Source organism: Acinetobacter pittii ANC 4050, from assembly GCF_000399685.1.
Classification (GTDB): Bacteria; Pseudomonadota; Gammaproteobacteria; order Pseudomonadales; family Moraxellaceae; genus Acinetobacter; species Acinetobacter pittii_E.
Map to the genome: position 1 here is coordinate 3013035 of NZ_KB976987.1, position 20395 is coordinate 3033429.

Genomic DNA, 20395 nt, shown 5'->3' on the forward strand with positions numbered 1-20395 from the left:
GATATCAATATGCAACATCAATCATTATTTAATAAGAATCAGTGGACCCAGTTAATTAAACGCATCAGTGCAGTCACTGTATTAGGTTTAACAATTGCCGCACCCGCTTGGGCGATTGACCCAACTGTAAAAGAACTTCGTATTGGTTTTCAAAAAAGTTCGATCAACTTTGCGATTGCCAAACAGCAAAAATTATTTGAACAAGAATTTCCTAATGCCAAAGTTACTTGGAGTGAGTTCCCTGCCGGCCCACAAATTTTAGAAGCTTTAGCTGTCGGTTCACTTGATGTAGGTGTTACTGGAGATACACCTCCTGTCTACGCACAAGCGGCTGGCAAGCCTTTGTATTACATTGCCTATGAAGCAGCTAAACCACTAGCATCGGCAATCTTGGTTCCTAAAAACTCGCAGCTCAAACAGCTGAAAGACCTTAAAGGCAAACGAATTGCTCTGCAAAAAGGTTCTAGCTCACATTACTTACTTGTACAAGCCGTACGTAAAGCAGGCCTAAACTGGAGTGACATTACGCCAATCTGGCTTACTCCAGCCGATGCTCGCGCAGCATTTCAAAAAGGTGCCGTAGATGCATGGGCCATTTGGGACCCTTACTTCGCCTCAGCACAACTAGAAGATCAAGCTCGTGTTCTTGCGTCGGGTAAAGGTTTAAGCCCGAACTATACCTTTTATTTAGCAGCTCCAAATTTTGTTAAACAACACCCGAAAGCTGTTTCAGGGCTCATCAAACAAATCAATCAAGCCGATAAATGGGTTCAAAGTCACCAAGCAGAAACGGCAGGTGCGATTGGGCAAAGTACAGGTCTTAAACCTGCGACCAGTGATTTATTTATTAAACGCCGTCCGCGCCCTTCATCGGCAGCTCCTCTTAACAGCAAAGTGATTGCTGAGCAGCAACAACTCGCAGACATCTTTACTCAACAAGGCATCATTCCAAAACCAATCAGCATCAAACAAGCTGTTTGGATCGCCAAGTAATTTCAATAGACATATAGGTAATGCACATGAAAATTTTCTGGTTTATTCCTACTCACGGTGATAGTCGCTATTTAGGTACAAGTAAAGGCGCTCGTCAGGTTGACCATGCCTATATGAAGCAAATTGCTGTAGCAGTAGATAATTTAGGTTATGAAGGTGTACTTATTCCAACGGGCCGTTCATGTGAAGATCCATGGATTACGGCGGCTAGCCTGATTGATGCAACTCAGCACCTTAAGTTTTTAGTTGCATTACGTCCTGGTGTAACAACACCAGCTTTGGCTGCTCGTATGGCTGCAACATTTGACCGTTTATCGAATGGTCGCGTGTTACTCAACTTAGTGACTGGTGGTGATGAAGCTGAACTACGCGGTGATGGTTTATATGAAGACCATGAAACCCGTTATCAAACAGCCAATGAATACGTAAAAATCTGGCGTGAAATTTTGACGCGCTCACATACGGGTGAAGCCTTTACCTTTCACGGTGAACGCTTACAGGTGGATGATGCAAAACTGCTTTACCCACCTGTTCAAAAGCCTTACCCACCACTTTGGTTTGGTGGTTCTTCAGACGTCGCTGTCGACCTTGCGGCTGAACAAGTGGATACCTATCTCACTTGGGGCGAACCGCCAGCAGCAGTCAAACAAAAGATCGAACATGTTCGCGCCAAAGCTGAGGCTAAAGGCCGTAAATTAACTTATGGTATTCGCTTGCATGTCATTGTTCGTGAAACTAACGAACAAGCTTGGGCAGCGGCAAATGAGCTGATTCAATATCTAGATGATGCGACTATTGCTGCTGCACAGAAGAAATTTGCACAAATGGACTCGGTAGGCCAACAACGTATGGCTGCTCTCCACGGCGGTAACCGAGACAAGCTTGAAGTCTCTCCAAACCTTTGGGCAGGTATTGGTTTAGTCCGTGGTGGCGCTGGTACAGCACTTGTAGGTGACCCAGAAACAGTTGCTGCTCGTATTCAGGAATATGCTGATTTAGGTATTGATACATTTATTTTCTCAGGCTATCCGCATCTTGAAGAATCAATCCGTTTTGCAGAGTTAGTATTCCCGTTATTACCAATTGAGACCCGAGCTAAACTTGCTCAGCCAAATTTGACCGGTCCATTCGGTGAAATTATTGCCAATAACTATGTTCCAGACGAGAAGAAGCAAAATAGTTCCGTCAAGGAGCCTGCATGAGCAAAGCTGAAAGTATTGTTTCACGTGGAACCAAGCAAATCGGGCAGCGTTTGCTGCCTTGGATTTTCCCAATTGTTCTATTGGTAGTTTGGCAAATTGCCTCAAGTTCGGGACTTTTAGAAAGCCGTATTTTGCCTGCTCCCACTGCCGTGGTTTCCGCTTTTTGGCATCTACTCATTAGCGGTGAGCTTTGGCAACATGTCAAAGTCAGTGCCGGGCGTGCTTTGCTTGGCCTTTTAGTGGGTGGTGGTTTAGGTTTGTTATTGGGTTTGCTCAATGGGTCTTCGCGTTTCGCCTCTACTCTGCTCGATACGACCCTGCAAATGATACGGAACATCCCAGCTTTGGCCCTTATTCCACTCGTCATCTTGTGGTTCGGTATTGATGAAACAGCGAAATTATTTTTGGTCGCAGTAGGTGTTTTCTTCCCTATTTATATCAACACTTATCACGGTATTCGGTCAGTTGACCCTCAATTGATTGAAATGGGTAAAAGCTATGGACTTTCGCGTTGGCAGCTCTACAAAGAAATTATCCTTCCGGGTGCGATGCCTTCTATTTTAGTCGGTTTACGTTTTGCTTTAGGTTTAGTGTGGGTATTGCTCATTGTCGCTGAAACCATTTCAGCTCAAGCAGGTATTGGTTATATGACCATGAATGCACGTGAGTTTTTACAAACAGATGTCGTACTGGTCGGTATTCTTCTTTACGCCTTACTAGGCAAACTAGCAGATGTTTTAGCACAGCTTTTAGAACGCTATTTACTGCGTTGGCACTCTGGATATCAGAAATAAGGGAGCTTAGAACATGACAAATCTGAATTTAAATATTAATCAGAATGACGTAGAACTCATTCCAGAAAACCCTACTGAGTCACAAGAGCCTGTGGTAGGTGCAGAAATTCTAATCGAACAGCTTTATAAATTTTATGGCGAGGTAAAAGTTCTTGAAGATCTTGACCTACACATCCAACCAGGTGAGTTTTTAGCTATTGTTGGTCGAAGCGGTTGTGGCAAAAGTACGTTGCTACGTTTAATTGCCCAACTTGAAAAAGCCAGTTTTGGGGAAATCAAATTCAAATCTGCTCGACATTTTCGTGAAGGTATTACTAACGATGATATTCGTGTCATGTTTCAAGACCCACGCCTACTCCCTTGGAGAAATATTCTTCAAAATGTGCAACTTGGGCTACCTAAAGCGCAACATGCTTTAGCAGAAGAATTACTGGAAAAAGTTGGTTTAAAAGAAAAATCAGGTCAATGGCCTTCGCAGCTTTCAGGTGGTCAACGTCAGCGTACAGCCTTAGCCCGTGCGTTATCTCATACTCCTCGTATTTTGCTGTTAGATGAGCCATTAGGGGCATTAGATGCGTTAACTCGTCTTGAGATGCAAAGCTTGATTGAACGCTTGTGGAAAGAGCAAGGCTTCACTGCAATTTTAGTCACCCACGATGTAAGTGAAGCAGTGCAATTGGCTGACCGTATTATATTATTAGATAAGGGCCAGATTGCTCAAAGCTTCCAAGTTAATTTGCCGCGTCCCCGTAAAAAGAGCATTTCTTTTGCTCAGCTTGAACAGCAAGTACTCGATGCGGTTTTAGCAACCTAAGGTTGCGATGAGTAATGATAATCGCTCAGCCGAAAAAAGCACAATTTATGAGCAATAAAATTGCTGTTTTATTGCTCTTTTTTAGGGCGAAATTTAAAAAATATTTTTAAGAATAACAATAAACTAGTGAATCTCTCTATTTTTTGCACAATAGTATATCTATTACGCAAATAACTAGCCGTTTTTTGATTAAAAAAGCAAGACACCTGTGCACAAATCAAACAATTTCCCTTACAATGGGAATATTATTTTTTTAATTATGCAGCAGATGGAACAAAAAAAGAGTACCCAAAAGCGCAATCAGCTCCTTGCTGCCGCCCTTGACGTATTTTCAGTCTATGGGTTCAGTGGTGCAAGTCTGGATGAAATTGCCCAACTCGCCGACATGCATAAGTCGAATATTTTCTATTACTATGAAAATAAAGAGTCTTTATATGTAGAAGTGCTCACAACTGTTTTACAAAAATGGTTGGCTCCCTTACAAACTTTAGAAGCTGAATTAGAACCAGCCGAAGCCTTATCGCACTATTTAATTCAAAAAATCGAACTTTCTCGTAGCCAACCGAAAGCCTCTAGATTGTTTGCATTAGAAATCATTCAAGGTGCTCCGCATATTTTACCTATTCTCAAAGGACCATTAAAAAAACTATTTAAACGGAAAGCTAAAGTCATTCAGACGTGGCAAGAAGAAGGGAAAATTTCCCCAGATATCGACCCGGAATTATTAATCTTAAATATTTGGGGCCTTACCCAAAACTATGCAGATTTTGCAACCCAAATGGAAATGGTAACTGGAAAAACTCTGCGTAACCGCAGTATGTTCCAGCGTTCAATTGAGCATACAGTCCACCTAATGCTCTACGGCGTATTGCCTCGTTAAAACAAAAAAAGATCGGCAAATTTGCCGATCTTTTTTTAGAAATGATTTTGATAAAGTGCTAAAAGCTTTTGTGCACCTAATAACAAGTTTTCTTCCCAATCTAGATGAGCTGTGTCATCTGCCCCATCAGTAATATACTTTACCGAAATTAGACGTACACCTAATTTATGGCAGACTTTGGCTAAAGCATACCCTTCCATATCCACCACATCACAAGCTACTTTTGGCTGACCCGTTTCAAATGAATCACCAGTTCCACATGTTGCTTTTGGTAAATCAACAAAATGCGGTTGAAGGTGAATCTCGGCAGCTAAATGCTCATCTAACGGCGTTACACCGACTTCAAACCCTAATGGTGAAACATCCATATCTCGTTGTACAAACGTTTTTATTTCAACTAAATCGTGTCGATTAAATGCAGAGCTTCCAGCTGTACCCAGGTTAATTAAAGTTTTGCATCCTGTTTTTTGAATAACCTCAAACGCTTTAAAGGCAGCATTAATCTTGCCAATGCCACTGTAATAGACTTCAATGCCTGCTTGTTCAAATAAACCTTTAGATTCATTAGGAAGCGCCATAATTAAAGCAATATCAGAGTTCATTCAGAAGGCTCAAATCAAAATTAAATAAATTAGAAAATAAGTATAAATCAGGTGCAAAAACTTTTTGCACCTTTTCATTACTACTGCATTTTTTGTTGTAAGGCGATTAAACACGGAGAGAAGAACAGTTTGCCGCTATATGCGCCTGCTAGCGTTTTTTTCATTACCACACTCCACATTGCCAACAATAAAAGGCTCAATGCCACTGCAACGTATTGTATAAATACAATTTCAACCTGATGACCTAAATTAAACAGTGCTAGAATAAATACGCCTAATGGAAAAGTTAAACCCCACCAGCCTAAATTAAATGGAATACCTGTTTTTGCATGACGAAGTGTTGTTAAAATCGCAAGACCGAGCCACCATAAACCGAACCCCACAAGAACCAGACTTCCTACAACTCCTAAAGCTGGAAATACATTAGCAAATTGATGAAATCCTACATGTGGAGCCACTCTTTGCGCTTGTTCACCTAGCAACAATAATCCTAAAGCACCAGTCCCGATAGGACCTAAAGAAAGCCAGCTAGAAATTGCAACTTCTTTTTCCGGTAACTGATGCAAAGCCATACGCAACATTAAAATTGTCAAAATACCAAATGCGGGTAAAACAGAAATTCCCCACAGCACGTAGCCTGCTAGCAATAAATGAAAGCTATGTAAATCAGCTGGTAAATGCGCTACTAGCACTCCCGCAGAACTTGCTGCGACTTCACAGGCAACCACTGGTAATAGCCAGATTGCAGTCATGGTATGTAGCTGATGGTTCTGACGGCTAAACATACAAAATGGTACGATCCATGCAATGGCTAGTGCTAAAAAGACATCGATATACCATAAGGTTTGAGCAATATGTATGGCAACTTCACCGTAAAGCCCCACACCAAAGCTTAAAAAACCATTTAATATGGTAGCGAGCCCCATCGGGATAGCCCCTAAAAATAAGCTCATATTTGGATGGTTAAATATTTGCTTCGCTTCATGAGGGAAAAGAAACCACCGTAATAAATAGAGAGCTGAAAAAACACTGAATAAAACAATATTAAATTGCCATAACAAAGTTGCTAGCGTGAATAAAAATGATTGAGCAAATGGCAGCTGAATCAAAATCATACTTACCACACCAGTACCCATAGTCGCTGTAAACCAATTTGGGGTAAAATGCCGTATAACATCTTTGCTTTGATTTAATTGGTAAAAGGGTTTTTTCATCTTAGTTCTCTAATCAAAGAGTGGATAAAGATATAGTAGAGCAAAACACTAATAAGAAAAATTGATTTATTTTTATTTAATTCATCAATATTTTAGATATAAAGATATTCATATTGAAAAATAACTGAGTAAAAACACAACAACAAGACGAATCTGTGAGATTATGGCAATATATAGCCCTTGCAAAAATAGCCATATTTTAAGTTCATGAAACTGCTTCGTCTTAATGCGTTATCACCCAATTTTCAGTTACCTCAAACAGCGGTAACTATTGGTAATTTTGATGGTGTCCATTTAGGTCACCAAGCGATGATTGCGCAACTCAAAAAAATTGCTGCAGCACAAGGCTTAAAAACATTGGTCATGATTTTTGAGCCACAACCTCTTGAGTTCTTTAAAGGTTACGATGCTCCTCCTCGTATTAACTCATTACGAGAAAAAGTCGAATATCTAACCGAGCTTGGCGTTGACTATATTGCGGTTGCCAAATTTGATCAGCATTTCCGTAGTATGAGTGCGTCTGAGTTTGCAGATTTATTAAAAGATAAACTAAATGCTCAGGCTTTGGTTTTAGGGGATGATTTTCATTTCGGCAAAGACCGTCAAGGTAACAGCGAATTTCTAAAGAATTACGGCTTTCAAGTCACAAATTTACATACGATTGAACTTGAAGGTGAACGCGTCAGTTCAACTCGTATTCGCCAAGTGCTTCAAGTGGGTAATCTCGCTTTAGCAGCTAAATTATTAGGTCGTCCGTACAGTATTACCGGACGTGTCCAATATGGCGACCAAATTGGACGAACTTTAGATTTTCCAACGATTAATGTTCGCCTCAACCGCCACAAACCTTGTTTAAATGGTATTTATGGGGTTGAAGTCATTTGCGAAACCACTTCGCTCACTGAAAAAGTGCGCCAAGACACACCTGAAAAACCAGGAATTGCCGGATACCATGAAGACAGTCTCTATGGCGCAGGCCATGTTGGTACACGTCCAGCCATTCAGCAAGAACATCCAGACTGGAGATTAGAAGTACATTTCCCTGATGTTTCTGCTAATCTGTATGGCTTATTTATGCGGGTGACTTTTCTTCACTATCTTCATGGTGAATTGAACTACCCTTCGCTTGAGGCACTTAAGGCAGGAATTGATAATGACGTGCAACAGTTACGACAATATCGTAACGACACGACACAATTTCCTTTTTAATTCGAATTTTGATTGTAAAACATGTCAGCTCCCAAGCTGATTAAAACTGGAAGAAAACTTGCATGAGCGATAAGCAAACTCCTGAGAATGCAGTGGACTACAAAGCCACGCTAAACCTGCCGGATACTCAATTTGCAATGAAAGCAAATTTGGCAGTACGTGAAGTGAAATGGTTAGAAGAGTGGTATACCGACAACATTTATCAGCAGATTCGTGCATCGCGTATTGGCAAGAAAAAATATATTTTGCATGATGGCCCTCCATATGCAAACGGTACAATTCACTTAGGCCATGCGGTCAATAAAGTACTTAAAGACGTTATTGTAAAAAGTCGTACTTTGTCAGGTTTCGATGCACCGTATGTTCCAGGTTGGGACTGTCACGGTTTACCAATCGAACTAAAAGTCGAAGAAAAAGTGGGTAAAGTAGGTGAAAAAGTTGACGCAGCTACTTTCCGTAAACTCTGCCGTGAATACGCACTAAAACAAATTGATTTACAGCGTACTGACTTTAAACGTCTGGGTATTTTAGGTGACTGGGATAATCCTTATCTCACCATGAATTACAAACAAGAAGCTGATATCGTTCGTGCTTTAGGTTTGATTCAGAAAAATGGTCATATTCAGCCGGGCTTAAAGCCAGTGAACTGGTGTATGGACTGTGGTTCTGCACTTGCTGAAGCTGAAGTTGAATATGAAGATAAAAAATCTGATGCAATCGACGTTGGTTTTGGCGTTGTTGATCTTAAAGATTTAAGTGCCCGTTTAAACGTAGAAGTTCAAGATCCAACTGATATCGTGATCTGGACGACTACACCGTGGACATTGCCTGCAAACCAAGCGGTTGCGTTGCATGCCGAAATTGAATATCAATTGGTACAAGTGACGACTGAGCGCGGTAAGCAAAACTTCATTCTTGCTAAAGACTTAGTTGCTTCAGCAATTGAACGCTATAAACTTGAAAACCCAGTTGTTTTAGCAGATTTTACCGGTTCGGCCCTTGAAAAGCTTACTTTACAGCACCCTTTACTTACTGATCGCCAAGTTCCGGTTATTTTGGGTGAACACGTTATCGCAACAAGTGGTACAGGTGCCGTACATACAGCGCCTGGCCACGGTGCAGACGACTATAAAGTAGGTCTTCAATATAACCTTAAAGTAGATAACCCAGTCGGTGGTAACGGAGTTTATCTCCCAACTGCCCCAATCTATGCTGGTGAACACATCTATAAAGCCAATCCAAAGATTATCGAAGCTTTGGGTGCTGTAGGTCGCTTATGGGCTCATCAGCCAATTAAACACAGCTACCCACACTGCTGGCGTCATAAGACTCCTATTATTTTCCGTGCTACACCACAATGGTTCATTAGCATGGATCAAAAAGGTTTACGTGATGGCGCGCTGAATGCCATTGAAAATGATATCGAGTTTGTCCCGAACTGGGGTAAAAACCGTATTGAATCAATGATCGAAGGTCGTCCGGACTGGTGTATTTCACGTCAACGCACGTGGGGTGTTCCAATTCCTTTCTTCGTTCATAAAGACACGAACGAATTACACCCGCGTACACCTGAACTCATCGAAGAAGTTGCTCAACTGATCGAACAAGAAGGTATCGAAGCATGGTTCAAACGTGAAGCAAAAGACTTCATTGGTGAAGATGCTGAACAATACAACGCCGTTCGCGATACACTCGATGTATGGTTCGACTCTGGTACAACACATTATGCTGTACTTGAGCAACGTGACGAATTAGAAAGCCCTGCTGACTTATATTTAGAAGGTTCAGACCAACACCGTGGCTGGTTCCAATCTTCTTTATTAACGTCTATGGCAATTCACAATCGTGCACCATATAAAGCCCTGTTAACACATGGTTTTACGGTAGATGAAAATGGTCGTAAGTTATCAAAATCATTAGGTAACTACATTCCGCTTGAAGAAATCATCAAACAACTTGGTGCTGATGGTTTACGTCTATATGTAGCTTCTAGCGACTATCGCTATGAAATTGCGGCGTCTAAAGAAATCTTTAACCGTGTAAGTGATAGCTACCGCCGTATTCGTAATACTCTACGCTTCTTACTTGCGAACCTAAATGGTTTCAAACCAAGTACTGATGCTTTAGCAGTAGATGACCTTATCGCTCTTGATCAATATATTTTGCAGCGTGCGAATGAAGTACAACAAACCATTATCACTGCTTATGAAGAAATGAACTTCCATGTGGTGTGTAGTGCGTTAACAAGCTTCTGTATTAATGATTTAGGTGGTTTCTATCTAGACATTATCAAAGACCGCCAATATACGACTAAGGCAGACTCACAAGCACGCCGTTCTGCACAAACAGCGCTTTACCATATTGTCCAAGCATTTATCCGTTGGATGAGCCCGATCTTAAGCTTTACCGCTCAAGAAGCTTGGCCACTGATTCCAGAACAAACTGAAAAGTATGTATTTACGTCAGAATGGTATGACTTACCTGTTTCATCAAAAGCAAACTTGCTTTCTGAGGAAAATTGGCAAACATTGATTAGCGTAAAATCTGCAGTAAATAAACAGATTGAAGCAGCACGTAACGCTAAAATTGTCGGCAGTAATCTTTCAGCCAAAGTTGAACTTTGGGCAAATGAATCATTACAAACAGTTTTAAACCAACTGGCTGATGAACTCCGTTTTGTTCTTATTACTTCGCAAGTAGTAGTACATCCATTTGCTGAGCAAGGTGAAGCAACTGAAATGGAAGGCTTACGTGTACAAATATCTGCAGCTGAAGGTGAAAAATGTGCACGTTGCTGGCACGTCCTTCCAGATGTAAATACACATGCCGATCATCCTGGTTTATGTGGTCGTTGTATTGTGAACGTCACTGGTCGTGGCGAAGTGAGAAAATATGCCTAATTCACAAGCTAAAAAAGGCTTATTCCAGTTTTATCCACACAACCTGATTTGGCTTGGACTTTCTGTCCTTGCCATTGTATTGGATCAATGGACAAAATGGATTGCAAGTACACATCTCAACTATGCAGATCCTGTACCCGTACTTCCATTTTTAAACTGGACACTATTACATAACTATGGTGCAGCTTTTAGCTTTTTATCTGATGCAGGAGGATGGCAGCGCTATTTCTTCACATCTTTGGCGGGCTTAGTTTCAGTACTTTTTGTATTTTGGTTAATGCGTATGCCTAAAAAAATGGTGGTGCTACCTGTAGCCATCGCTTTAATTTTAGGTGGAGCTTTAGGCAATTTAATTGACCGTATTACCCTAGGTTATGTGGTCGATTTCATTCATGTTTATTACCAAAATCATCACTTTCCAGCTTTTAATATTGCGGACAGTGCCATCACTCTAGGTACGATTTTGCTACTCATTGATACATTCTTTCTTGAGAAGCAACGTAACCAAAATTCGGATGCATAATATGACCGAAATTATTCAACCTAACGAAGAAATTCGTATCCAAGAAGGTTCTAAAGTCGACCTACACTTTTCTGTATCTATTGAAAATGGTGTAGAAATTGACAATACTCGTAGCCGTGAAGAGCCAGTTAGTCTGACTATTGGTGACGGAAACCTTTTACCAGGTTTCGAAAAAGCATTATTCGGTTTACGTGCAGGTGACCGCCGTACAGTACACCTTCCACCAGAAGATGCTTTTGGTCCGTGGAATCCAGAAAATGTTCAAACTTTCGATACAGTTAAGTTTGAGCAACGCCCTATTCCTGGTCACATGATCGAATTTGAAGATAAGGCAAAAACTACTTTATTCGGTGTAGTTAAATCAGTTAATGATGACATTACAGAAATTGATTTTAATCACCCGTTAGCTGGGAAAAATATTACCTTTGAAGTAGAAATATTCAAGGTAACACCCGAAGGCCAACAAGGTATTAAATTGATGTAACTAAAAAAGCCCTCTCAATGAGGGCTTTTTTATGACTTAATTTTTATTTACGGCATAAGAATCCTTACAAATTCTATATTCTCCCCAGCCTATGTAATGAATTAAGTTATAGAGATAAAAATTCTTAGGACAAATACATGCTGGTCTATATTATCGTAGGAAGTGTTCGTGAAGGACGTACAGCAATTAAAATCGCCAATTGGCTACAATCAACAATTCCCTCTTTTAATTTAAAAGATTTTCAAACAGAAGTAATTGATTTAAAAGAATGGAATTTACCTTTATTTTCAGGTTCTCACCCACCGGCTACCGGGATTTATGATCAGCCTCAACAACAAGAATGGGCAGACAAAATCGCACAAGCAGATGCATTTATCTTTATTAGCCCAGAATACAATCATGGTTATAGTCCAGCTTTAAAAAATGCACTCGACTATGTAGGTAAGGAGTGGAGTGGCAAACCTGCTGCATTTATTGGCTATGGTTCAACGAATGGTTCTCGTTCTATTAGCCAAATACGTCAAGTCACCTCAAGTTTAAGTATCATTGATCCCAACGCTGTCATAGAGATTCGGGATATTTTTAAACGTAATAAAGATGAAAAATTCGAAGCTAATGAGTTTGAAGTAAAAGGACTTCAATCAATTATTGAGAAACTACAGAAATATCATTTGTCTTAAATTGAACAAAAAGCCTCTTTTTCAAATAAAAGGGGCTTTTTAATACTATAAACTTCTTAAATAATTTACTATCTCAGTATTACCTGCCATTTCTGCTAGCTCTAGTGCCGTGTATTCGCTTTTGTAAGCGACATGAGCACCTTTTTCAACTAAGAGTTGAGCTACCTCTAAATGATCATTTTCAGCAGCTGCTTGCAGAGCACTATAACCTTCATCATCTGTCTGGTTAGGATCTTCTCCATCTATTAGTAATTCTTTTACGTGATCGATATCACCTAAAGATGCCCAATAAATCAATGCAGGAAGAGAGAGTTCGTTATTATCTTCAGGTATAGGAGAGAAAGAATTAATTTTCATAGAGGTGACCAAAAATAAGAAATTCCATCATTATATTCATAGAATACAGCCAATATACAAATCTGAAATTGAGCTTAGATTTTATTAAAAATCAAATTCTCTTATATTTCCCACGCATAAAAAAACACCCCTGACCATTGAGTCTGGGGTGTTTGAATAATGAGCTGGCGATGACTTACTCTCACATGGGTAACCCCACACTACCATCAGCGCTAAGAGGTTTCACTTCTGAGTTCGGGAAGGGATCAGGTGGTTCACTCTTGCTATGGTCGCCAGCACAACTGGTATGGATACTTGCTTCGTTTTATTCACATGGTGATACGTTGCGTTTTCCAAATCTTTACAGATGGGCTGATTGAATCTTACTTTATCTGTTCATTTTAGCTAAGCGTTTAACTAAATCAAGTTGCTTTGCATGTTTATGAATCGATTGATGCTTCATATACAACTGCTTGGGTGTTGTATAGTCAAGCCTCACGAGCAATTAGTATTGGTCAGCTTCACATATCACTATGCTTCCACATCCAACCTATCAACGTCCTAGTCTCGAACGGCTCTTTAGAGGAATAAATTCCTAGGGAAATCTTATCTTGAGGTAGGCTTCCCGCTTAGATGCTTTCAGCGGTTATCCCTTCCGAACATAGCTACCCGGCGATGCGACTGGCGTCACAACCGGTACACCAGAGGTTCGTCCACTCTGGTCCTCTCGTACTAGGAGCAGATCCTCTCAAATTTCCAGCGCCCACGGTAGATAGGGACCGAACTGTCTCACGACGTTCTAAACCCAGCTCGCGTACCTCTTTAAATGGCGAACAGCCATACCCTTGGGACCTGCTTCAGCCCCAGGATGAGATGAGCCGACATCGAGGTGCCAAACACCGCCGTCGATATGAACTCTTGGGCGGTATCAGCCTGTTATCCCCAGAGTACCTTTTATCCGTTGAGCGATGGCCCTTCCATACAGAACCACCGGATCACTAAGACCTACTTTCGTACCTGCTCGACTTGTGGGTCTCGCAGTTAAGCGCGCTTTTGCCTTTATACTCTACGCGTGATTTCCGACCACGCTGAGCGCACCTTCGTACTCCTCCGTTACTCTTTAGGAGGAGACCGCCCCAGTCAAACTACCCACCAGACACGGTCCTCGTCCCGGATAACGGGACAGAGTTAGAACCTCAACATTACCAGGGTGGTATTTCAAGGACGGCTCCATTGGAACTAGCGTTCCAACTTCAAAGCCTCCCACCTATCCTACACAAGTAAGGTCAAAGTTCAGTGTCAAGCTGCAGTAAAGGTTCACGGGGTCTTTCCGTCTAGCCGCGGGTACACTGCATCTTCACAGCGATTTCGATTTCACTGAGCCTCTGCTGGAGACAGCGCCGCCATCATTATGCCATTCGTGCAGGTCGGAACTTACCCGACAAGGAATTTCGCTACCTTAGGACCGTTATAGTTACGGCCGCCGTTTACTGGGGCTTCGATCAAGAGCTTCGCTTACGCTAACCCCATCAATTAACCTTCCAGCACCGGGCAGGCATCACACCCTATACGTCCACTTTCGTGTTTGCAGAGTGCTATGTTTTTAATAAACAGTTGCAGCGGCCTGGTTTCTGCGGCTGTCGTCAGCTCAGGAAGCAAGTTCCATCACCAACAACAGCGTACCTTCTCCCGAAGTTACGGTACCATTTTGCCTAGTTCCTTCAGCAGAGTTCTCTCAAGCGCCTTGGTCTACTCGACCTGACCACCTGTGTCGGTTTCGGGTACGATTCCTGTGTAACTGAAGCTTAGAGACTTTTCCTGGAAGCATGGTATCAGCCACTTCGCTGTACAAGTACAGCTTGCTATCGGATCTCAGTATAGAGTACCCCGGATTTGCCTAAGATACATACCTACATCCTTCCACCTGGACAACCAACGCCAGGCTGACTTAACCTTCTCCGTCCTCTCATCGCATTACACAGAAGTATTGGAATATTAACCAATTTCCCATCGACTACGCCTTTCGGCCTCGCCTTAGGGGTCGACTCACCCAGCCCCGATTAACGTTGGACTGGAACCCTTGGTCTTTCGGCGAACGGGTTTTTCACCCGTTTTGTCGTTACTCACGTCAGCATTCGCACTTCTGATACCTCCAGCATACTTCTCAATACACCTTCATCGGCTTACAGAACGCTCCCCTACCACTTGACTAATGTCAAATCCGCAGCTTCGGCACATAGTTTTAGCCCCGTTACATCTTCCGCGCAGGCCGACTCGACTAGTGAGCTATTACGCTTTCTTTAAAGGGTGGCTGCTTCTAAGCCAACCTCCTAGCTGTCTATGCCTTCCCACATCGTTTCCCACTTAACTATGATTTTGGGGCCTTAGCTGGCGGTCTGGATTGTTTTCCTCTTGACTACGGACGTTAGCACCCGCAGTCTGTCTCCCGGATAGTACTCATAGGTATTCGGAGTTTGCATCGGTTTGGTAAGTCGGGATGACCCCCTAGCCGAAACAGTGCTCTACCCCCTATGGTATTCGTCCGAGGCGCTACCTAAATAGCTTTCGGGGAGAACCAGCTATCACCAGGCTTGATTAGCCTTTCACCCCTATCCACAAGTCATCCCCTGGCTTTTCAACGACAGTGGGTTCGGTCCTCCAGTTAGTGTTACCCAACCTTCAACCTGCTCATGGATAGATCGCCTGGTTTCGGGTCTATACCCAGCAACTAAACGCCCTATTAAGACTCGGTTTCCCTACGGCTCCCCTATACGGTTAACCTTGCTACTGAATATAAGTCGCTGACCCATTATACAAAAGGTACGCAGTCACACCACGAAGGTGCTCCCACTGCTTGTATGCATGCGGTTTCAGGATCTATTTCACTCCCCTCACAGGGGTTCTTTTCGCCTTTCCCTCACGGTACTGGTTCACTATCGGTCAGTCAGGAGTATTTAGCCTTGGAGGATGGTCCCCCCATATTCAGACAAGGTTTCACGTGCCTCGCCCTACTCGTCATCATTATGTGTGCCCTTTCGTGTACGGGAATATCACCCTCTACGTTCGCACTTCCCAGAGCGTTCCACTAAAACACACATAACTTAATGGGCTGATCCCCGTTCGCTCGCCGCTACTGAGGGAATCTCAATTGATTTCTTTTCCTAAGGGTACTGAGATGTTTCACTTCCCCTCGTTCGCCTTGCAACACTATGTATTCATGTTGCAATACCTACCTTAAAGTAGGTGGGTTTCCCCATTCAGAAATCTCCGGATCAAAGGATATTTGCCGCCTCCCCGGAGCTTATCGCAGGCTATTACGTCTTTCATCGCCTCTGACTGCCAAGGCATCCACCACATGCACTTAATTACTTGACTATACAACCCCAAACAGTCGTCAACACCTACAAGTGAGTGTTGTCCGTGCGATTCTTCATCGCTACTATCTGTTGTCTGTGTACTTAAACACTGTACAGCTTCAATCTAAATTCATATACCAAAACGCTTGATTCAGTTAATTTGCTAGTTCTCAATTCATTCAGATTAATTGCTTAATCTAAACTCTTGAGTGAACAATTTATTTCAGACTCAATTTTGCCAATCTGTTAATGAATAAACATGCCTTCGTCAGGTCATGCTTAATACCGTGATACTTAAATCACAGAAGTTAATAAACCAAGATCATATAATCTCTATTTACTAATTTCTGTAATCCGAACTTCTCTTAAGTTCTGGTGGAGACTAGGAGAGTCGAACTCCTGACCTCCTGCGTGCAAAGCAGGCGCTCTACCAACTAAGCTAAGTCCCCAGCTTACATCATCAGTCATGTATCTTTTTATCTATAACTTTAACCAGTCAAAGTCATGGTGGGTCTGACAAGACTTGAACTTGTGACCCCACGCTTATCAAGCGTGTGCTCTAACCAACTGAGCTACAGACCCTCAGATACATCTATGAAGAACAACTTGTTGTGGATTCTTACCAATCGTCAATCTTTCGTTAAGGAGGTGATCCAGCCGCAGGTTCCCCTACGGCTACCTTGTTACGACTTCACCCCAGTCATCGGCCACACCGTGGTAACCGCCCTCTTTGCAGTTAGGCTAGCTACTTCTGGTGCAACAAACTCCCATGGTGTGACGGGCGGTGTGTACAAGGCCCGGGAACGTATTCACCGCGGCATTCTGATCCGCGATTACTAGCGATTCCGACTTCATGGAGTCGAGTTGCAGACTCCAATCCGGACTACGATCGGCTTTTTGAGATTAGCATCCTATCGCTAGGTAGCAACCCTTTGTACCGACCATTGTAGCACGTGTGTAGCCCTGGCCGTAAGGGCCATGATGACTTGACGTCGTCCCCGCCTTCCTCCAGTTTGTCACTGGCAGTATCCTTAAAGTTCCCGACATTACTCGCTGGCAAATAAGGAAAAGGGTTGCGCTCGTTGCGGGACTTAACCCAACATCTCACGACACGAGCTGACGACAGCCATGCAGCACCTGTATGTAAGTTCCCGAAGGCACCAATCCATCTCTGGAAAGTTCTCACTATGTCAAGGCCAGGTAAGGTTCTTCGCGTTGCATCGAATTAAACCACATGCTCCACCGCTTGTGCGGGCCCCCGTCAATTCATTTGAGTTTTAGTCTTGCGACCGTACTCCCCAGGCGGTCTACTTATCGCGTTAGCTGCGCCACTAAAGCCTCAAAGGCCCCAACGGCTAGTAGACATCGTTTACGGCATGGACTACCAGGGTATCTAATCCTGTTTGCTCCCCATGCTTTCGCACCTCAGCGTCAGTGTTAGGCCAGATGGCTGCCTTCGCCATCGGTATTCCTCCAGATCTCTACGCATTTCACCGCTACACCTGGAATTCTACCATCCTCTCCCACACTCTAGCTAACCAGTATCGAATGCAATTCCCAAGTTAAGCTCGGGGATTTCACATTTGACTTAATTAGCCGCCTACGCGCGCTTTACGCCCAGTAAATCCGATTAACGCTTGCACCCTCTGTATTACCGCGGCTGCTGGCACAGAGTTAGCCGGTGCTTATTCTGCGAGTAACGTCCACTATCTGAAGGTATTAACTTCAGTAGCCTCCTCCTCGCTTAAAGTGCTTTACAACCATAAGGCCTTCTTCACACACGCGGCATGGCTGGATCAGGCTTGCGCCCATTGTCCAATATTCCCCACTGCTGCCTCCCGTAGGAGTCTGGGCCGTGTCTCAGTCCCAGTGTGGCGGATCATCCTCTCAGACCCGCTACAGATCGTCGCCTTGGTAGGCCTTTACCCCACCAACTAGCTAATCCGACTTAGGCTCATCTATTAGCGCAAGGTCCGAAGATCCCCTGCTTTCTCCCGTAGGACGTATGCGGTATTAGCATTCCTTTCGAAATGTTGTCCCCCACTAATAGGCAGATTCCTAAGCATTACTCACCCGTCCGCCGCTAAGATCAGTAGCAAGCTACCTCTCTCCGCTCGACTTGCATGTGTTAAGCCTGCCGCCAGCGTTCAATCTGAGCCATGATCAAACTCTTCAGTTAAAATCATTTTGCACCTTATTTAAAGACAAGGTGCCAATTCTGGCTCATCAATTACTGACTTAAATTTCGCTCAAATAAACTTCGAGTAATTTAAACCAATCAATCAATGAAAATTATTTCGATTAATCAACCAGTAAAAATCCACACAAGTTGTTCTTCAATTCTCTTAATGATTTTTCTGCTCTTCGTCAGAGACAGAATTCAACGCAATACTAAGCTTTCATCTTAACCCTGTAAGCTAAGATATTCTCGTGTATCGCGTCGGGATGAGTGCATTATAGGGAAAAAAAACTGGTACGCAAGCACTTTTATAAATATGCTCGTTCGACCGGTTCTTTTTCAGCCAAATAAAATCTCAAAAATATACAACCAACTGATTTATATAGTTAATTTATTTTTGAAGAGTTTTGATCTTTATATCTACTATCTTTATAGGCTGTTTTGGTACATTTTGATGCATACCATAGTTTGATGTAGGAACCTGAACAATACGGTCAACCACATCCATTCCTTTAATTACTTTTCCAAAAACTGCATAACCAGGATTACCCGCAGAACGATTTAAAAAATTATTATCTGCAACGTTTATGAAAAACTGACTAGTAGCTGAGTCAGGGTTTGCTGTACGGGCCATTGCCAAAGTTCCTCGTGTGTTAGCAATTCCATTTCCAGCTTCATTTTTGATAGGTGCTCGCGTAGTCTTTTCCTGCATATTTGCAGTAAGCCCACCGCCTTGCACCATGAAACCAGGAATTACACGATGAAATATCGTATCTTTATAAAAGCCTGACTTTATATAGTCTTTAAAATTCTTCACACTGTTTGGTGCTTTATCATCATAAAGTTGTATTTCAACGTTGCCTAAATTCGTTTGCATTTCAACTAAAGTGTCAGCCCATACTGAATGACTGCTTATACCCAAACAACATAACATTAATAATTTTTTCATATCTTCCCTACAACAAAATGCCAAACTTAATGAAGGGTAAATTTAATCATCTATATAAAAGAATTCTAGTGAGGATTTATTATCTTTTATTTAGTGCTTTATATTTTGGATTAAATTATTAGTCCACGTTCCACGTGAAACATGGACTAAGTTTTTATTTAACTATTTTTATCCCAGAACTTTCTGAAGTTTTTACTGATCTCGATGGTATAGCGTTTTGCCTTTTTCGAAATAGGTGTCAAATTTATAAAGCCGTGGGTTTGATCCGGATATTCTTCATAATGCATTTTGACGCCATTTTGTCTTAGCTTATAGCTATAAATTTTTGCTTCGTCATGCAGTACGTCATGACCAGCCGTAATCACAAAAGCTGGTGGATTCTTTCTCAAATTACCATAGGTTGGAGAAATAATTGGATCATCTAATTCTACATTATGCTGAGTTGCATAATATTGAGTGACATAATTAATATCGCTATCCGTCAAAACTAATCCTTCGTTATAAGCATAAAAAGAAGGATGTCGGCTTTTAAAATCAACTGTAGGATAAATGAGAAGCTGTGCTTGTGGAGCATAAGGTTTGTTTACTGATCGTTGAGCGACAACCGTACTAATATTTCCGCCTGCACTATCCCCTGCTACAGCAATACGATTTTTTAATATTTTTAGCTGTCTACGATTTTGATAGACCCAAGCCAATGCATCTTCGCATGATTGAATTAAATGTTGAGGTGAGACTTCTGGTGCAAGAGGATAATCAATGCTGAGTACTTGTACTTTTGCGTATTTCGCCAATATGCGGCACACCTCATCATGAGTATCTAATCCACCCACGACAAAACCTCCTCCGTGATAGAAAACCAGTAGAGGTAATTTTTTATTAGGTGCCGGGTGATAGTGTCTTGCGAAGATAGTTCCGCTTTGAAGAGGTAAGCGAATATCTTCTACAGAATCAACTTCTGTTGATTTCTGACGGATAGCCAACATTTGTGTATCGAATTGGCGTCTAGAATCAATAGGATCTGAACCAATAAAACCGATACGTCCCTGTTTAATTTGTACGGCCATCATACATTTAGTAAATGAGTCGAGATCTGGGTATTGGTAGGAATATCCAAGAATTTTGGCAAGTGATTCTTGAGCCAATCGAGGTAACTTATCAAGAGCTCGAGCAGCAGGCCCTTGGCCCTTATCTAGCAATGTTTGAATTTTTTGATTAAATGCTGTCATGCCTATCTCCATGAATTCCTTTTATCCTTCATATTTTCTACAGAATTCTTT

At 42.2% G+C, this 20395-nt stretch carries 15 protein-coding genes, 2 tRNA genes and 3 rRNA genes; 10 read left to right on the plus strand and 10 right to left on the minus strand.

Annotation, left to right across the window (positions count from 1 at the left end; genetic code table 11):
* Positions 1-9: 9 nt before the first annotated feature.
* The 5 genes from F931_RS17895 (at position 10) to rutR (ending at position 4683) form a co-directional block, all read left to right on the plus strand.
* Positions 10-993, plus strand: a complete 984-nt coding sequence (locus F931_RS17895) for a sulfonate ABC transporter substrate-binding protein (protein ID WP_016142598.1) — start codon at positions 10-12, stop codon at positions 991-993.
* A 26-nt stretch (positions 994-1019) separates the two neighbouring features.
* A complete protein-coding gene (gene ssuD / locus F931_RS17900) occupies positions 1020-2195 on the plus strand; it encodes an FMNH2-dependent alkanesulfonate monooxygenase (RefSeq protein WP_009387373.1) in 1176 nt (391 codons plus the stop codon).
* The gene (ssuC, locus tag F931_RS17905; protein WP_016142599.1) at positions 2192-2989 is read left to right on the plus strand and encodes an aliphatic sulfonate ABC transporter permease SsuC; all 798 of its coding nucleotides are present in this window, start codon (positions 2192-2194) and stop codon (positions 2987-2989) included. The genes ssuD and ssuC overlap by 4 nt, the downstream gene beginning before the upstream one ends.
* 13 nt (positions 2990-3002) lie before the next feature.
* Positions 3003-3803 (plus strand): ABC transporter ATP-binding protein, encoded by an 801-nt coding sequence (gene ssuB, locus F931_RS17910; protein ID WP_016142600.1) that lies wholly within the window; start codon positions 3003-3005, stop codon positions 3801-3803.
* A 259-nt stretch (positions 3804-4062) separates the two neighbouring features.
* The gene (gene rutR, locus F931_RS17915) at positions 4063-4683 is read left to right on the plus strand and encodes a TetR/AcrR family transcriptional regulator (protein WP_009387703.1); all 621 of its coding nucleotides are present in this window, start codon (positions 4063-4065) and stop codon (positions 4681-4683) included.
* Between the two features lie 35 nt (positions 4684-4718).
* Here rutR and F931_RS17920 read toward each other — a convergent pair whose 3' ends face one another.
* Together F931_RS17920 and F931_RS17925 are read right to left on the minus strand one after the other, a co-directional pair.
* Positions 4719-5285: a 5'-methylthioadenosine/S-adenosylhomocysteine nucleosidase family protein gene (locus tag F931_RS17920; protein WP_016142602.1), complete on the minus strand. Its 567-nt coding sequence runs from the start codon at positions 5283-5285 to the stop codon at positions 4719-4721.
* A gap of 80 nt (positions 5286-5365) precedes the next feature.
* Complete coding sequence (locus F931_RS17925) at positions 5366-6499, minus strand: TDT family transporter (RefSeq protein WP_016142603.1); 1134 nt, start codon at positions 6497-6499, stop codon at positions 5366-5368.
* A gap of 207 nt (positions 6500-6706) precedes the next feature.
* On the opposite strand from F931_RS17925, the gene ribF reads away from it, so the two are divergent.
* From ribF to F931_RS17950, 5 genes are all read left to right on the plus strand, one after another.
* Complete coding sequence (gene ribF, locus F931_RS17930; RefSeq protein WP_016142604.1) at positions 6707-7708, plus strand: bifunctional riboflavin kinase/FAD synthetase; 1002 nt, start codon at positions 6707-6709, stop codon at positions 7706-7708.
* A 62-nt stretch (positions 7709-7770) separates the two neighbouring features.
* The gene (gene ileS / locus F931_RS17935; protein WP_016142605.1) at positions 7771-10608 is read left to right on the plus strand and encodes an isoleucine--tRNA ligase; all 2838 of its coding nucleotides are present in this window, start codon (positions 7771-7773) and stop codon (positions 10606-10608) included.
* Positions 10601-11131: a signal peptidase II gene (lspA, locus tag F931_RS17940; RefSeq protein ID WP_005804840.1), complete on the plus strand. Its 531-nt coding sequence runs from the start codon at positions 10601-10603 to the stop codon at positions 11129-11131. The genes ileS and lspA overlap by 8 nt, the downstream gene beginning before the upstream one ends.
* A 1-nt stretch (position 11132) precedes the next feature.
* Positions 11133-11615 carry an FKBP-type peptidyl-prolyl cis-trans isomerase gene (yaaD, locus tag F931_RS17945; protein ID WP_016142606.1) on the plus strand — a complete coding sequence of 161 codons (483 nt, stop codon included), beginning with the start codon at positions 11133-11135 and terminating at the stop codon, positions 11613-11615.
* 137 nt (positions 11616-11752) lie between these two features.
* Entirely contained in the window at positions 11753-12295 is a 543-nt protein-coding gene (locus F931_RS17950; protein WP_016142607.1) for an NADPH-dependent FMN reductase, read from the plus strand.
* Positions 12296-12340: 45 nt separating this feature from the next.
* Here the strand turns inward: F931_RS17950 and F931_RS17955 are convergent, their stop codons facing one another.
* The 8 genes from F931_RS17955 to estA all read right to left on the minus strand — a co-directional run bounded on the left by F931_RS17955 (position 12341) and on the right by estA (position 20344).
* Positions 12341-12652 (minus strand): ankyrin repeat domain-containing protein, encoded by a 312-nt coding sequence (locus F931_RS17955; protein WP_016142608.1) that lies wholly within the window; start codon positions 12650-12652, stop codon positions 12341-12343.
* A 162-nt stretch (positions 12653-12814) separates the two neighbouring features.
* Positions 12815-12929: ribosomal RNA gene (rrf, locus tag F931_RS17960) — 5S ribosomal RNA — on the minus strand.
* 186 nt (positions 12930-13115) lie between these two features.
* Positions 13116-16006, minus strand: a 23S ribosomal RNA gene (locus F931_RS17965).
* 354 nt (positions 16007-16360) lie between these two features.
* Positions 16361-16436: transfer RNA gene (locus F931_RS17970), tRNA-Ala, on the minus strand.
* Between the two features lie 56 nt (positions 16437-16492).
* Positions 16493-16569: transfer RNA gene (locus F931_RS17975), tRNA-Ile, on the minus strand.
* Between the two features lie 59 nt (positions 16570-16628).
* A 16S ribosomal RNA gene (locus F931_RS17980) occupies positions 16629-18166 on the minus strand.
* Together the 16S, 23S and 5S rRNA genes with 2 tRNA genes alongside form the textbook arrangement of a ribosomal RNA operon.
* A 391-nt stretch (positions 18167-18557) precedes the next feature.
* Positions 18558-19115, minus strand: a complete 558-nt coding sequence (locus F931_RS17985) for a peptidylprolyl isomerase (RefSeq protein ID WP_016142609.1) — start codon at positions 19113-19115, stop codon at positions 18558-18560.
* Positions 19116-19273: 158 nt separating this feature from the next.
* On the minus strand, positions 19274-20344 hold the full coding sequence (gene estA, locus F931_RS17990) for an alpha/beta hydrolase (RefSeq protein WP_016142610.1): 1071 nt from the start codon (positions 20342-20344) through the stop codon (positions 19274-19276).
* Between the last annotated feature and the right edge of the window lie 51 nt (positions 20345-20395).

What these genes read in the sequence shown, in the direction of transcription:
- estA (WP_016142610.1), bottom strand. Translation starts at nt 20,344, where the DNA reads ATGACAGCATTTAATCAAAAAATTCAAACATTGCTAGATAAGGGCCAA.
- F931_RS17950 (WP_016142607.1), top strand. Translation starts at nt 11,753, where the DNA reads ATGCTGGTCTATATTATCGTAGGAAGTGTTCGTGAAGGACGTACAGCA.
- ssuD (WP_009387373.1), top strand. Translation starts at nt 1,020, where the DNA reads ATGAAAATTTTCTGGTTTATTCCTACTCACGGTGATAGTCGCTATTTA.
- F931_RS17925 (WP_016142603.1), bottom strand. Translation starts at nt 6,499, where the DNA reads ATGAAAAAACCCTTTTACCAATTAAATCAAAGCAAAGATGTTATACGG.
- yaaD (WP_016142606.1), top strand. Translation starts at nt 11,133, where the DNA reads ATGACCGAAATTATTCAACCTAACGAAGAAATTCGTATCCAAGAAGGT.
- F931_RS17920 (WP_016142602.1), bottom strand. Translation starts at nt 5,285, where the DNA reads ATGAACTCTGATATTGCTTTAATTATGGCGCTTCCTAATGAATCTAAA.
- ssuB (WP_016142600.1), top strand. Translation starts at nt 3,003, where the DNA reads ATGACAAATCTGAATTTAAATATTAATCAGAATGACGTAGAACTCATT.
- F931_RS17955 (WP_016142608.1), bottom strand. Translation starts at nt 12,652, where the DNA reads ATGAAAATTAATTCTTTCTCTCCTATACCTGAAGATAATAACGAACTC.
- lspA (WP_005804840.1), top strand. Translation starts at nt 10,601, where the DNA reads ATGCCTAATTCACAAGCTAAAAAAGGCTTATTCCAGTTTTATCCACAC.
- F931_RS17895 (WP_016142598.1), top strand. Translation starts at nt 10, where the DNA reads ATGCAACATCAATCATTATTTAATAAGAATCAGTGGACCCAGTTAATT.
- ribF (WP_016142604.1), top strand. Translation starts at nt 6,707, where the DNA reads ATGAAACTGCTTCGTCTTAATGCGTTATCACCCAATTTTCAGTTACCT.
- ileS (WP_016142605.1), top strand. Translation starts at nt 7,771, where the DNA reads ATGAGCGATAAGCAAACTCCTGAGAATGCAGTGGACTACAAAGCCACG.
- F931_RS17985 (WP_016142609.1), bottom strand. Translation starts at nt 19,115, where the DNA reads ATGAAAAAATTATTAATGTTATGTTGTTTGGGTATAAGCAGTCATTCA.
- rutR (WP_009387703.1), top strand. Translation starts at nt 4,063, where the DNA reads ATGCAGCAGATGGAACAAAAAAAGAGTACCCAAAAGCGCAATCAGCTC.
- ssuC (WP_016142599.1), top strand. Translation starts at nt 2,192, where the DNA reads ATGAGCAAAGCTGAAAGTATTGTTTCACGTGGAACCAAGCAAATCGGG.